Annotated in this window: 13 protein-coding genes; 6 read left to right on the forward strand and 7 right to left on the reverse strand. The window is 69.9% G+C overall.

The features are described from left to right. The first annotated feature begins 60 nt into the window (after nucleotides 1–60). Complete coding sequence (locus tag AK36_RS07435) at nucleotides 61–786, forward strand: metallophosphoesterase (protein ID WP_045578186.1); 726 nt, start codon at nucleotides 61–63, stop codon at nucleotides 784–786. Nucleotides 787–820: 34 nt separating this feature from the next. On the opposite strand, the gene AK36_RS07440 is transcribed toward AK36_RS07435, so the two are convergent. Both AK36_RS07440 and AK36_RS07445 read right to left on the reverse strand, forming a co-directional pair. Then, a complete protein-coding gene (locus AK36_RS07440) occupies nucleotides 821–1,516 on the reverse strand; it encodes an RES family NAD+ phosphorylase (protein ID WP_045578187.1) in 696 nt (231 codons plus the stop codon). A gap of 2 nt (nucleotides 1,517–1,518) precedes the next feature. Continuing rightward, a complete protein-coding gene (locus AK36_RS07445; RefSeq protein WP_034194976.1) occupies nucleotides 1,519–1,947 on the reverse strand; it encodes an MbcA/ParS/Xre antitoxin family protein in 429 nt (142 codons plus the stop codon). Between the two features lie 237 nt (nucleotides 1,948–2,184). Between AK36_RS07445 and AK36_RS07450 the strand changes: the two genes are divergently transcribed. After that, nucleotides 2,185–2,967: an ABC transporter substrate-binding protein gene (locus AK36_RS07450; protein ID WP_014724627.1), complete on the forward strand. Its 783-nt coding sequence runs from the start codon at nucleotides 2,185–2,187 to the stop codon at nucleotides 2,965–2,967. Nucleotides 2,968–3,184: 217 nt separating this feature from the next. On the opposite strand, the gene AK36_RS07460 is transcribed toward AK36_RS07450, so the two are convergent. The 3 genes from AK36_RS07460 to AK36_RS07470 form a co-directional block, all read right to left on the reverse strand. After that, complete coding sequence (locus AK36_RS07460; protein WP_014724625.1) at nucleotides 3,185–3,433, reverse strand: hypothetical protein; 249 nt, start codon at nucleotides 3,431–3,433, stop codon at nucleotides 3,185–3,187. A 542-nt stretch (nucleotides 3,434–3,975) separates the two neighbouring features. Beyond that, nucleotides 3,976–5,442 (reverse strand): sigma-54 dependent transcriptional regulator, encoded by a 1,467-nt coding sequence (locus AK36_RS07465; RefSeq protein ID WP_011881549.1) that lies wholly within the window; start codon nucleotides 5,440–5,442, stop codon nucleotides 3,976–3,978. Between the two features lie 465 nt (nucleotides 5,443–5,907). Next, entirely contained in the window at nucleotides 5,908–6,831 is a 924-nt protein-coding gene (locus AK36_RS07470; RefSeq protein WP_011881548.1) for a metal-dependent hydrolase, read from the reverse strand. Between the two features lie 562 nt (nucleotides 6,832–7,393). Here AK36_RS07470 and AK36_RS07480 point away from each other — a divergent pair. The 3 genes from AK36_RS07480 (at nucleotide 7,394) to AK36_RS07490 (ending at nucleotide 10,372) form a co-directional block, all read left to right on the forward strand. Further along, nucleotides 7,394–7,735, forward strand: coding sequence for an FKBP-type peptidyl-prolyl cis-trans isomerase (locus AK36_RS07480; protein ID WP_011881547.1), 342 nt, complete (start codon nucleotides 7,394–7,396; stop codon nucleotides 7,733–7,735). Between the two features lie 22 nt (nucleotides 7,736–7,757). Then, the gene (locus tag AK36_RS07485) at nucleotides 7,758–8,522 is read left to right on the forward strand and encodes an AraC family transcriptional regulator (RefSeq protein ID WP_045578189.1); all 765 of its coding nucleotides are present in this window, start codon (nucleotides 7,758–7,760) and stop codon (nucleotides 8,520–8,522) included. A gap of 398 nt (nucleotides 8,523–8,920) precedes the next feature. Further along, nucleotides 8,921–10,372, forward strand: coding sequence for an MFS transporter (locus AK36_RS07490; protein ID WP_011881545.1), 1,452 nt, complete (start codon nucleotides 8,921–8,923; stop codon nucleotides 10,370–10,372). 79 nt (nucleotides 10,373–10,451) lie between these two features. On the opposite strand, the gene AK36_RS07495 is transcribed toward AK36_RS07490, so the two are convergent. Then, the gene (locus AK36_RS07495; protein ID WP_011881544.1) at nucleotides 10,452–10,919 is read right to left on the reverse strand and encodes a winged helix-turn-helix transcriptional regulator; all 468 of its coding nucleotides are present in this window, start codon (nucleotides 10,917–10,919) and stop codon (nucleotides 10,452–10,454) included. 143 nt (nucleotides 10,920–11,062) lie between these two features. Between AK36_RS07495 and AK36_RS07500 the strand changes: the two genes are divergently transcribed. Then, nucleotides 11,063–12,289, forward strand: a complete 1,227-nt coding sequence (locus AK36_RS07500; RefSeq protein WP_011881543.1) for an MFS transporter — start codon at nucleotides 11,063–11,065, stop codon at nucleotides 12,287–12,289. 149 nt (nucleotides 12,290–12,438) lie between these two features. Here AK36_RS07500 and AK36_RS07505 read toward each other — a convergent pair whose 3' ends face one another. Next, nucleotides 12,439–13,605: a glycosyltransferase family 4 protein gene (locus tag AK36_RS07505; RefSeq protein ID WP_011881542.1), complete on the reverse strand. Its 1,167-nt coding sequence runs from the start codon at nucleotides 13,603–13,605 to the stop codon at nucleotides 12,439–12,441. Nucleotides 13,606–13,618: the final 13 nt, after the last annotated feature.

Here is a 13,618-nt window from a genome sequence, read left to right on the forward strand (position 1 = left end):
CGCCGATTATCGCCATTCCGGCACCAGGTTGCGATGGTCGCGAGCGCCTAAGATATCTGGATGACTTCCTCCCTGTGCCGCCATCCCGCCAATACGACGGGCCGCGACTTCGTCGTCGGCGATCTGCACGGCTGCGTGGACGTGCTGCGCGCGCTGCTGTACGACGTCGGCTTCGATGCGGCGCGCGACCGGCTGTTTTCGGTCGGCGATCTGGTCGACCGCGGCCCCGCGTCGGAAACCGCGCTCGAGCTGCTCGATCGTCCGTGGTGCCATGCGGTGCGCGGCAATCATGAGGAAGTGCTGAGCCTCGTCGCACGCGGCAAGCTGTCGGCCGACGCGTGGCGCGGCATCGGCGGCGACTGGGGCGCCGACCTGCCGCCGCAACTGCTGCAGGCGCATGCCGCGCGCGTCGACACGCTGCCGCTCGTGCGCGTGATCGGCGACGGTCCCGAGCGTTTCAACGTGCTGCACGCGGAATTCTTCGGCAGCGACGACGAACTCGACACGGGCAGCTACTCGCACGACGTGCGCGAGCGGCTGATCTGGGGGCGCGATCTGGTCCAGGGGCTCGCCGACCCGGCGTTGCAGGCCGGGCTGTCGCTGACCTGCACCGGCCACACGCCGGTGCGCGACCTGCAGCGCATCGGCGCGCAATGGTTCATCGACACGGGCGCGTTCGCGCCGTCCGGGCGGCTGACGATCGTCGAGCCGCACACCGGCCGGAGCTGGTCGCTCAGTCAGGCCGACGCACGCGCACGTCGCGCGGCCGATCTGCCGCTGCCGTGACGCCGCGGTTCCCGTGCGCACGCAGCGCGTTACGCTAACCGACCTGATTCAGTTCGAACACCGCATCGACCGCGCTGCCGTTCCAGTTGTATTCGAGGTACGCGGCGTGATGACAGTCGCGCAGCAGCGTCGTGCGCAACGCGGCGATACATTCGCCGTCCGGGTCGCGCACCGACGGATAGACGATGCCCGCGCCGCCCGCATTGCGCACGGCGCGGCCGAGCGCCTGCCCCGCGCTGTAGTCGAGCGGATCGAGCAGCTGCGGGTGGCGCTGCGGCCAGCTGCGCACGTCGACGACGTCGCCGTGCGCATACACCGTGTAGAGCCGCATCTGCTGGCGCATCGGCGGCTCCTTCGTCGCCGCGAGGAACAGCCCGCTGTGATAGCGCGTCTCCGCGATCGCCGTCGCGCGCGAACGGCCGCAGTAGAACACGCCGTAGGTGCCGTCCGAAAACCGGCTGCCCTGCGGGTTCAGATGCGTGAACGCGGCCATGATCGGCCCCCAGCCGGGGCCATAGCGGCGTTCGGCCGGCGGCACGAGCGCCAGCGTGCCGACTTCCTGACGTATCCGGTCGTTGGTCAGCGATTCGAGCGCATACAGCGCGTCGAAGTCGTCGGCCGATGCGACGCGGTCGAACAGGTTGATCGCGGGAAAGCGGGTGGGTATCGCACGATAGGCAGGCGCCCAGTCGACGACGGTCGTCGGCCAGGGTTGCACGTCGATCGGCATCGTCACGCCCAGCCACCTCGCATCGCGTCGAGGTATTGGCGCACGGCGACCAGATCGCCCACGTTGCCGGCCAGCATCCGGTCGAGCGCGCGCTTGCCGCCGAACGGCGCCGCGTCGTTGGGCCGCTTGACCCACGCGTCGGCCGCGGCCGGCTGCGGCAGCAGAATCTGCAAGGCCTTGTAGATGCCGAGCAGCAGCGATAGGCGCTCGAGCGTGTCGCGCGGCAGGCGCGCCGAGCCGGGCGACGCCTTCCACTTGAAGAACGTCGAGCGGCCGGGCGACCCGAGCAGCACGAGTTGCTCGTCGATCGTCAGCTCCCAGTCGCGCGCGATGTTGAAGAACGCACGCAGGCCGGCCGCCGACATCTGCGCAACCGAGGCCTGCGGCGGGGCGAGATCCGGATTCTGTGGGTCGAAGGCGGGCTGTGACATGATCGTTAGTCTCAAAACGAATTTACTAACAAGATTAGTCCATTTTCGCATTTATGCAAGGGTCGTCCCCTTTGCGGCGGCCGCCTCTGCGCCGATCATTCCGATATTTTTTGTCCATTCTGGACTGAGATTTTATTTTCTGCGTTAATGGGTGGGCGGACAGTGCGGCGGCATGCGATGCGGCCATGCACCCACCGCGCCGCCGCGGAACCGGATCGACCACGCCAAGGAACCACCATGAAGAGACTGATTGCCGCCGTTTCGATCGCCCTGCTCGCGGTATCGGCCGGCCCCGCCGCCGCGAAGGACTGGACCACGCTGCGGTTCGGTACCGATGCCAGCTACGCGCCGTTCGAATCGAAGGCGCCGGACGGCAAGCTCGTCGGCTTCGACATCGACCTCGGCAACGAGATCTGCGCGCGGCTGAAGGCGAAGTGCGTGTGGCTCGAGAACGATTTCGACGGGATGATCCCCGCGCTGAAGGCGAAGAAGTTCGATGCGGTGCTGTCGTCGATGTCGATCACGCCGCAGCGCGCGGAACAGATCGGCTTCACGACGAAGATCTACAACCAGCCGACCCGTCTCGTCGTGAAGAAGGGCTCGCCGTTGCTGCCGACCGCCGAATCGCTGAAGGGCAAGTCGATCGGCGTCGAACAGGGCACCACGCAGGAGGCGTATGCGAAGGCGTACTGGGCGAAACAGGGTGCGAACGTCGTGTCGTACCAGAACCAGGACGGCGTCTATGCGGACCTGACCGCCGGCCGCCTCGATGCCGCGCTGCAGGACGAGGTGCAGGCGGCGATCGGCTTCCTGAAGTCGCCGCGCGGCGCGGGTTATCAGTTCGTCGGGCCGGAGCTGGTCGACGAGAAGGTGCTCGGCATCGGCGCCGGCATCGGGCTGCGCAAGGAAGACACCGACCTGAAGGCGAAGATCGACCGCGCGATCCTCGACATGGTCAAGGACGGCACCTACAAGCGGCTGGCGTCGAAGTACTTCGACTTCGATATCTACGGCGGGTGATGGGGCTGATGCGGCGGCGCGCCGCATGCTGCCGCGTATCGCAGGCATCGCGGACAGTTCGTTCCCGCCAGCAAGCGCGGACGCTCGACGTCAAAACATGAAGGCAGCGCGCTGCTGCCGTCCACTGCCGCGCCGGTTTCGTCGCCCGTCTCGCGCGGCACGCTGCCGCGTATCGCCGGCATCGCGGACGATTCCCCCACGCCGCGAGCGCTCGACGTCAGAACGTGAAGATCGGGCGTCGCGGCACCCGCGCGCGCGCACACATGCCCATCCGGATCGGATTGGCGAGCGTGAAAGCACCGGCGCGACGCGGATGGCCGGGAATCAGCCGGATCCGCCTCGCGCCGAGCGCGCAAAGCTGGCCTGTCGATGCATGGCGGCCGGCCGCGCGCTGCGCGCTCGAGCGGCGATGCAACGCATCGCTGCGATCGCGGCCAGCCGGCAGCGGCGTGTGACGATGGTTCATTTTTGGTACCCCGTAGTCGCTGTGCTGCTTGTTTCGGCGTCCGGAAGACCCCGGCGCTCCGGCGACTCGACGACGGCCCTTGCCGCGCGGCGCGCGCCTGTCGCGCGCGCCGCCGCCCTCCCCGTGAGCTCGATTCCGGCCGTGTTCGTCCGTCGTGCTGCCGAACCGGCCGGATGCCCGTCGTCGACTTTCGCACCTCGACATTCGCAAGGAGCGCGCCAGGCGCGCGCAGGCCCGTCGCCACGGGGCTTTCGTCGGACGACTTGCGCCGCGAACCGGCGCCAGCAGGCCTGACGTTTCAAAACTGAAACACGCGATAGGGGAACGGCGACCGCACGGCGACGCGGAATACGCCGCAGGCCGATGCTCGGCGCGGGTGTGGAAAATTTGCCCGGCGCGTGCGGCGCGCCATGGCGGGCGATCGCCGCGCCGGTTCGCGCGCACGCCGGCACGAAACGTTTCACGGGCTTTACACAGAACCGCGAATCGCCCGCGCACGGGCGCACGGCCGGGACCCGCCGCAGCGCCGTTACGCGCCGCGTTCAGCCGACGCGCTGGTTGTCCGCGTCGCCGGCCGGCGAGCCGTCCTTGCCGTTTTCGCCGCCGTTGTCGTGATCGTTGAGCCCGTGCTCGATCATCATCCGGTACAGCGTCACGCGCGAAATGCCGAGTTCGGCGGCCGCCTTGTTGATCCGGTGATCGTTGCGCAGCAGCGCGTTCTCGATCGCCGTGCGCTCGGCGAGCGAGCGCGCCTGCTCGAGCGTCACGGGCTCCGTTTCGCCCGGCACGTCGAGCCCGAGATCGTGCGGCGTCAGCAGCCGGCTCTCGGCCATCACGATCGCGCGCCGCACGCGGTTGATCAGCTCGCGCACGTTGCCCGGCCACTCGTAGCGGCGCATCGCGTCGAGCGCCGCCGACGTGAAGCCGCTGATCTTGCGGCCGCTGTCGGCCTTGTATTTCTGCAGCACGTAATGCGCGAGGATGTCGATGTCCTTGCCGCGCGCGCGCAGCGGCGGCTCGTGGATGCGCAGCACGCAGAGCCGGTGATAGAGATCCGCGCGGAAGCGTCCGGCCTCGACCGCGCCGTCGAGATCGACGTGCGTCGCGGAGATGATCCGCACGTCGACCGGAATCGATTCCTGCCCGCCGAGACGCTCGATCTTCCCTTCCTGCAGGAACCGCAACAGGCTCGCCTGGCTCTCGACCGGCATGTCGCCGATTTCGTCGAGGAACAGCGTGCCGCCGTTCGCCGACTCGATCCGCCCGGCGCGCCGCTGGTTCGCGCCGGTGAACGCGCCGCGCTCGTAGCCGAACAGCTCGGATTGCAGCAGATGATGCGGAATCGCGCCGCAGTTGATCGCGACGAACGGCCCCTTGCCGCGCACCGAGCGCTCGTGGATCGCGAGCGCGGTCAGCTCCTTGCCGGTGCCCGACTCGCCGGAGATGAACACGCTCGCGTCCGTCTTCGCGACCTTGCGAATCGTGCTGAACAACTGCTGCATCGCCTCGCAGTTGCCGATCATCCCGTGCTCGCCGATCGACGCCGCATACGCGGCGCCGTCGACGCGATCGAGCGCGGCCATCCCGCGCGCATGGCCGAGCACGTGCGAAATCCATTCGTACGGCAACGGCAGCGTCACGTAGTCGAAGCAGTAGCTGCGAATCATCTCGCGCACCGCGGCGCTGATCGTGACGCCGCCCTGCGCGACGGAAATCCAGCCGATCGCGGGCTGGCTCAGACACGCCTTCAGCGCCGGATAGTCGCGCGACGTGAAGCCGGTGAAATCGATGAGCCCGGCCGCGACGTTGACGCCGGATGTCATGTTCTGCGCGGCGCCGGCCGTCTTCGCGACCGAGACTTCCCAGCCAAGGTCGCGTAGTTGCGCGAGCAACGGTTCGTCGGGCGAACGCATGATCACGAACAGCTTGCGTCCTGCCTCGGGTGCGGTAACGGACAAGAGCGGCGTTTCGGCCGCCGTCGGGTTTGCATCGGGTGATTTTGCAACCATCGTTGTTCCCCGCTTGGCGTTGGTATTGTGCGCCGGCTCGTCGCGGCGTGCGACGCAGCTGTTCGAACCCACATATTGGCCGCATTTCCGTCCGAATAGAATCCCCCAAGGCAATAATCGCGCGGCCCGCGAATCGGTCGATGAACGGTATATCGATACCGCCGAGGGGCGGCTGGATGGGGGTTATCCCGATTGGTGGGATTTTCCGGGGCGCGCGCGAGCGGTCCGGGAGTGCGCCGGTCGGGAGCGGGCCAGGCGCTGGACGGATGCGGGACGGGCGTGGGTCGGACCGACGCGGGCGCGGCGGCGCTCGCAGTGCGCAGCGCGGGCCGCGCATGCGTAACCGTTTTCCGATTGACCTCGGTCAATCGTCGGATGAAGGCGTCGATGATGCAGGAACGCAACACGCGCCGGTCAGGGCGCCGCAGCGCACCCGTTGCGCCCCCCAGCGCCCCTCACCCCGCGTCAGCGCGTCGAAGCGATCGGCCCGAGCGCACCGGCGCGACCGCGGCCGACCGACGGGAGGCTGGCCGCGCGCGATGCGGCGACGAGCCCATCCACCCGGGCGAGATGATGGCGGTTGTCGTGGTCCCACGGATGGAAGCCCGGCCGGAAATAGCTGAGCCATTCGCGCGCGATGCGCGGAAACAGCCCGCGGCGCGGCCCGTACAGGAACGCGATCATCCGCAGCATCCCGCGCAACCGGTGCCGGATCGCTCGATCGCGCGACAACAGCGTGACGTGCAGCAGGAACACGGTCGGCCAGAACGTCAGCGTCGTCAGCAGATAGGCGCCGATCCGGATCAGATAGCGACGCGGGCCGGGGCGGATCGCCGCGTTCCAGACATCGAACGACACGGCCTTGTGCTCGGTTTCCTCGAGCGCGTGCCACAGCCACATCTGCCGATAGCCGTCGACCGAGCCGTCGAGGCGCGTCGGGTCGCTCAGCAGCCAGTCGGCGAGCATCGCCGTGTAGTGCTCGGCGGCCACCGTATGCGCGAGCTGCATCGAATGCGGCAGCTTGCGCTTCAGGTACCCGAGCACGGTCCAGATTCGCTTGTCGAGCTTGCGCGCCGGCAGCCGGTTCGCCTGCATCAGCTCGTTGTATTCGACGTGTTCGCGCGTGTGCATCGCCTCCTGGCCGATGAAGCCGAGCACCTGCTGCTTGAGCAGCGGATCGTCGATGCGGTCGCGGTAGTTGCGCACCGAGTCCATGAAAAAGCGTTCGCCGGCCGGAAACAGCAGCGACAGCGCGTTGAAGAAGTGGGTCACGTGCGGGCCCATTGCGTGCCAATCCTTTGCGCGCTCGACCGCCAGCTCGAAGCGCAGGTCGCGGCGCACCGGCATCACGTCGGCCGCGATGGCGGCGGCGGAAGCGGCTGACTTCATGTTGGTCGTTCTCCTTGCTGCGGGCAGCCTCGAAGGCCGTGCGGCGCGCACGCCGTCCCGCAACGTACTGATCTTGACATCGATAGATGTAAAGATAGGCGCCGTCCGGTGGCGCGGGCAAGCCGAACGGTAGACGCGCGCTTCCAAACGGCGCACCGGGCGCGGCGTCGCAAAAACGGCGTTCGTGCAGCGTGTGGATGGACCGCGATTCGAACGCGCGAACCGTTGCGCGACCGGCACGCGCGGCACCCACGCGCGTGGCGGTATCGCCGCGAAAGCCCCGTGCGGCGGACGCTCCCGACGATCGCAACGCGGCTTGCGACGCGCCGCGGTACGCGCGTGCCGCCACGATTCATACGCGAGCTGCGACCGCCCGGTGCAGCGCGATCGATCGGATCGCAGCCGAATTCAAACGCGCGTTCCATTCGGGTTTCGCGCGCGCCGACGCCAGCGGCCGCGCCGGGCGCGCGGCGCCCGCCCGGCCATGCGCGCGCCGCGTCCGGTGACGCGCGGCGGGCTCGCCTACAATAGCGGTCTTACTCAACCCCTCTCAGGAGAAGTCATGTCCGTCACCACGACCGCATCGGGCCTCAAAATCGAAGACCTGACCGAAGGCACCGGCGCGGAAGCCGCCGCGGGCCAGACCGTCAGCGTCCACTACACGGGCTGGCTGACCGACGGTCAGAAATTCGATTCGAGCAAGGACCGCAACGACCCGTTCGCGTTCGTGCTCGGCGGCGGCATGGTCATCAAGGGCTGGGACGAAGGCGTGCAGGGCATGAAGGTGGGCGGCGTGCGTCGCCTGACGATTCCGCCCCAACTCGGCTACGGCCCGCGCGGCGCAGGCGGCGTGATTCCGCCGAACGCGACGCTCGTGTTCGAAGTCGAGCTGCTCGCCGTCTGACACAGCTGCCGACGCCCTCCCGATGGAACGCGTGCCGTCTCCCGCCATCGCGCTGCGCCGTTACGACACGTGCGAGGCGTCGGACGTGCACGATTTCCATCAGGTCGTGCTGGGCGTCGACGGCGCGATGGTGATGGCGGTCGACGGCGTCGGCCGCCGCATCGACCGGCATGCGGCATGGCTGATCCCGGCGGGCGCGCGCCACGAGTACGCCGGGCTCGGCGAGAATCGCCAGCTCGTGCTCGACCTGCCCGCCGCGTCGCTGGCGCTGCCGCAGCGTCTGTTCGACCGCGCACGCGCGGTGTCGATCGATCCGGCGCTGACGTCGCTGGTCGCGCAGCTCGCGACGGCCGCCGCGCAGCTCGACGGGCCGGCCGACGCCGCGCGCGCGCATCGTTTCCAGTGGCACGCTGCGGCGCGCCTGTGCGACGCGCTGCTCGACGACGCCAGCCTCGCCGCGCCCGCTGTGGGCCTCGATTTCGCGCGCATCGACCGCTGGCTGCGTGCGCGGCTCGCCGAGCCGCTGCGCATCGCGGATCTCGCCGCGCACTGCGGTTACGGGATGCGCCGCTTTCATCAGCTGTTCATCGACGCGTTCGGCGAAACGCCGCACCGCTACCTGCAGCGGCTACGGCTCGACGCGGCCGTCGTGCTGCTCGCCGACGGCCGTCATCCGCTCGTCGACATCGCCGGCATGGTCGGCTTCGCCGATCAGAGCACCTTCACGCACGCGTTCACGAAGCGCTTCGGCGTCGCGCCCGGGCGCTGGCGCAGCGAGCGGCACTGAAAGGTTTGGGGCGGCTCGGGCGCTGCTGCTGTCAAGCCGCCGCATCGCGCGACATCCGCATGGCGTTGCGTGCTTCACGTCCTGATCGGCGGTGGCATCGGGCACACGCGCTGCCGTCAAGCCGTCGCATCGCGCGGCCACCCGCATGGCGCTGCTTGCTTCACGTCCTCATCGGCGGTGGCGTCGGGCACACGCGCTGCCGTCAAGCCGTCGCATCGCGCGGCCACCCGCATGGCGTTGCTTGCTTCACGTCCTCATCGGCGGTGGCATCGGGCACACGCGCTGCCGTCAAGCCGTCGCATCGCGCGGCCACCCGCCTCGCATCCCCATCCTCAGCAACATCGATACTTCACCGCAGGCCGAAACATCCCGCACCCGGCGCGTCCTACGATACGCGCATGGACACGTCACGCTCCCCCGCCCTGCCGCCCGCGCTCGCACGCGTCGTGGCGACCGTCAGCGTCGGCTTCGTCGTCACGCAGCTCGACGTCACGATCGTCAACATCGCGCTCGCGCATCTCGCCGGCGATCTGCACCTGCCGGTCGCCGCGCTGCAGTGGGTCGTCGATGCGTACACGCTCGCCTTCGCGGTGCTGATGCTGACGGGCGGCGCGCTCGGCGACCGCTTCGGCGCGCGCCGCCTGTACGTCGCAGGCCTCGTGCTGTTCTCGGTCGCGTCGCTCGCGTGCGGCGCTGCCGTCTCGCCCGCGATGCTGATCGCCGCCCGCGCGGCGCAGGGCATCGGCGCGGCGGCAATGCTGCCGAATTCGCTCGCCTTGCTCAACGACGCGTGCCGGCACGACCCGCGGCTACGCGCGCGCGCCGTCGGTGCATGGACGGCCGCGGGATCGATCTCGATCGCCGCCGGCCCGGTGGTGGGCGGGCTGCTGATCGCCGCCTGGGGCTGGCGCGGCATCTTCCTCGTGAATCTGCCGCTGTGCGCGGCGGGGCTCGCGGCCACGTTCGCGTGGGTGCCCGCGCGGCGCGCCGATGCGGCGCCGCCGCCGGCCGCCGCGCGCCTGCTCGACGTACGCGGCCAACTGATCGCGATCGCGATGCTCACCGCGCTGACCGCCGCCGTGATCGAATGGCGGCCGCTCGGCTTCGTGCATCCGGTCGTCGCGGGCGGCTTCGCGGTGGCGGCACTCGCCGCGCTCGCGTTCGTCGCGGTCGAGGCGCGCAGCACGGCGCCGATGCTGCCGCTGTCGCTGTTCCGTCGCCGCACGTTCAGCGCGGCCGTGCTGTTCGGCGTCTGCGTGAACCTCACCTATTACGGCACCGTGTTCGTGCTCGCGCTGTATCTGCAGCGCGTGCGCGGCGAAACGGCGCTGCAGGCGGGCCTCGCGTTCCTGCCGCTGACGGGCGGCTTCCTGCTGTCGAATCTGGCGAGCGGCCGCGCGGTCGCGCATGACGGCCCGCGCATGCCGATGTTGGCCGGTGCGCTGGTCGCGGCCGTCGGCTACGGATCGCTGCATTTCGTCGACGCCCAGACGCCGCTGCCGCTGCTGCTCGTGCCGTTCCTGCTGATCCCGGCCGGCATGGGCTTCGCGGTGCCGGCGATGACGACGGCCGTGCTCGCGTCGGTCGAGCCCGCGCGCGCGGGCATCGCGTCGGCCGTGTTGAACACCGCGCGTCAGGCGGGCGGCGCGATGGGCGTCGCCGCCTTCGGCGCGCTCACCGGCGCGGGCGGCGCAGCGCAGACCGTCCACGGCCTGCGCGTCGAAACCGCCGTGTCGGTAGCGCTGCTGATCGCCGCCGCGTTGCTCGCGACGCTGGTGCGGCGCGACGCGCATCGCGACCCACATCGTGACGCGGCGGCCGCACGTCGGCCGGTGTCGGCCGCGGACTGATCGGCAGGTCCATCGTCGGCGCACGACGAGCCGGCCGATCGCAGACGCCAACCGCGATTGCGCGATGCGCAGCCGCGCGTCAGCGCGGCCCGTTCGAATCGTCGACGACCTTGCGCACGAACGTTTCCGCCGCCTTCACCGCGCGCCCGTCGTCGTGCCGCAACGCGATCTTGCGCAGCGCGCGGCCGGTGTTGCGATCGATCAGCACCGAACGCGGCTCGCCACGCTCGAACAGATTCGCCTCGCCCCACTGCCGCAACATCACGATGACGGGGAACAGCCCCTCGCCCTTCTTCGTCAACGCGTACTCCTGATATGCGCTGCCGTCCGATGCGGGCACGACTTCGAACACGCCGGCGTCCACCAGCATCCTGAGCCGGTCGGACAGGATGTTGCTCGCGACGCCGAGGCTCGCACGGAAATCGCCGAACCGCCGCACGCCGTCGAACGCGTCGCGCACGATCAGCAACGCCCAGCGATCGCCGACGATATCGGTCGCGCGCGCCACCGGGCACGGCGAATCCGCAAGACTTCTCTGTCTGGCCATATTGCTCTCCGCTTTCCTTTCGGCCACGTGGGCCGCTCTCGATGCGCGGGCCTGTCGCCCGACGCCTTTTCGGTTGCATTTTAAAACTTGTCTTCCTACACTCCAACACGTTTCTATTTGCAACTACTTTCATGAGAACGTCGATGGAATCGTCCTGCTGTTCCGACCTGGCCGCGTCGGCTGCGCCGCCGCTCGCCGCGAACCAGGCCCGCGTGCCGACCGCGACCGTCGCGTTGCTCGCGGTCTGCTGCGCGGCGAGCGTCGCGAACGTGTACTACGCGCAACCGCTGCTCGATTCGATCGCGCGCGAGTTCCGCGTCGCGCCGGCCGCGATCGGCGGCGTCATCACCGCGACGCAGCTCGGCTGCGCGCTCGCGCTGCTGTTCGTCGTGCCGCTCGGCGATCTGCTGAACCGCAAGCGCCTGATCGCCGTGCAACTCGTCCTGCTGGCGGCGGCATGCACGTGCGTGGCCACGGCGTCGACACGCATCGCGTTGCTGGCCGGCATGGTCGCGCTCGGCCTGCTCGGCACCGCGATGACGCAAGGACTGATCGCATGCGCGGCCGCGCTCGCGGCGCCCGGCGAGCGCGGCCGCGTGGTCGGCGCGGCGCAGGGCGGCGTCGTGATCGGCCTGCTCGCCGCACGCTCGCTCGCGGGTGTGGTGACGGACCTCGCCGGCTGGCGCGCGGTGTATCTGGTGTCGGGCGCGGCCGCGCTCGCGATGCTCGCGGCGCTCGCCCGCCTGTTGCCGGCCATCGACGCGCCGCGCGAGCGGATCGGCTATGCGGCGCTGCTCGGCTCGATGGTCACGCTGCTGCGCACCGAGCGCGTGCTGCGCGTGCGCGGCGCGATCGCGCTGCTGATGTTCGCCGCGTTCAGCATCTTCTGGAGCGCGCTGGTGTTGCCGCTCAGCGCGGGACCGGAGCCGATGTCGCATACGCAGATCGGCGCCTTCGGGCTGGTGGGCGCGCTCGGCGCCGCTGCGGCCGCACGCGCGGGCCGGCTCGCCGATCGCGGGCGCGGCGAGGCGACGACGGGCGCCGCGCTGCTGCTGCTCGCGTGCGCGTGGCTGCCGCTCGCGTTCGCGGGCACGTCGATCGCGTGGCTGGTCGTCGGCATCGTGCTGCTCGACGTCGGCGGGCAGGCCGTCCACGTCGTGAACCAGAGCATGATCCTCGGCGCGCGGCCCGATGCGCACGCGCGCGTGGTCGGCTGCTACATGCTGTTCTATTCGGCGGGCAGCGGGCTCGGCGCGATCGCCTCGACGATCGCATATGCGCACGCGGGCTGGCTCGGCGTCTGCGCACTCGGCGCGGCGGTCAGCGTGGCCGCGTCGTGCGTATGGGCCGCGACGCTCGAGCGCCGATAGCACACGCCGAACACGTCGCGCCGCCCGCGCGGCGGCCATGCAACGAACGAAAAAAACGGCTCGCCGAAGTCGGGCGAGCCGGTCCGTGCCCCGGCGCGAGGTCGCCCTGCGCGCCGGTCGCGGTGCGTCACGCGTCACGCGTCGCGCGCTCAGCTGGCCGCGCGGATCGCCTCTTCATAGACGCCGGCGACGCGCCGCGCGATCACCGCATTGTCGAAGTGCTCGCGCGCATAGCGCTTGCATGCGACTTCGTCGGGCAGCGCGATCGCGCCCGACAGCGCGCCGCCGATCCCTTCCGCGATCGCGTCGGCGCCGGTCGACGGCAGCACGAGGTCGCTCGACAGCCCCGCGACGGCCTCCGGCAGCCCGCCGACCGGCGTCACCAGCACCGGCGTGCCGGACGCCAGCGATTCGACGGTGATCAGCCCGAAGCCTTCGAGCGCGACCGTCGGCACGACGCTGACCGTCGCCGCGCGGTACAGCGCCGCGAGATGGTTGTCCGGCACGAACCCGAGCAGTTTGACGTTGTCCTGAAGCCCCGCGGCGTCGATGCGCTGCTGCAGCTCCTCGCCGATCTTGCCCTTGCCGGCGATCAGCAGCAGCACGTCGGGATGACGGCGCTTGACGATGCCGATCGCGTCGATCAGGTCTTCCAGCCCCATGCGCCGCACGAGCCGCCGCACCGCCAGCACGATCGGGCGGTCCTGCGGCAATTGCAGCTTGTGGCGCGCATCGGCCGGCGTGAGCGGCGTGTCGAACTGCGCGGTGTCGACGCAGCCGGGAATCACGCGCACGCGCGACGGATCGATGCCGTAGCGGTTCGTCAGGATCTGGCCGAACGCCTGCGACAGCACGATCAGGCGCGACGAGCGCACGTAGACGGCCTGTTCGAGATAGCGCTTCGCTCGCTGTCCCAGCGACGCGGCGCCCTCTACCTGACTTTCGTCGGCCCACGGCCCCTGGAAGTGCGACACCTGCGGAATCCCCCGCGTGACGTCGAGGCCCGGGAACGTATAGAGGGCGAAGTGCGACGAGATCACGTCGGGCCGCGCGCTGCGGATTTCGTCGCGCAACGCGCGGCGCGCGGCGAGCATGCGGCGCGCGAGCGGCTGCGATGCGGGCCCGAAGCCCTGGATCGCGCCGCCCGTGTCGTTGGCGACCTTCGGCGAGCCGGCCACCAGCCCGCGCACCTCGACGCCCGCACCGGGCAGCGCGCCGACGAGCGAGTAGTACATCCGGTCGAGGCCGCCCGCACGTTCGGGGAACCAGTGCATGCCGATCTGCAACGATTTGATCGGCCGGGAAGATTGATTCATCAGTTGCTCCGAG

The sequence above is a fragment of the Burkholderia vietnamiensis LMG 10929 genome (assembly GCF_000959445.1).
GTDB classification, from domain to species: Bacteria; Pseudomonadota; Gammaproteobacteria; order Burkholderiales; family Burkholderiaceae; genus Burkholderia; species Burkholderia vietnamiensis.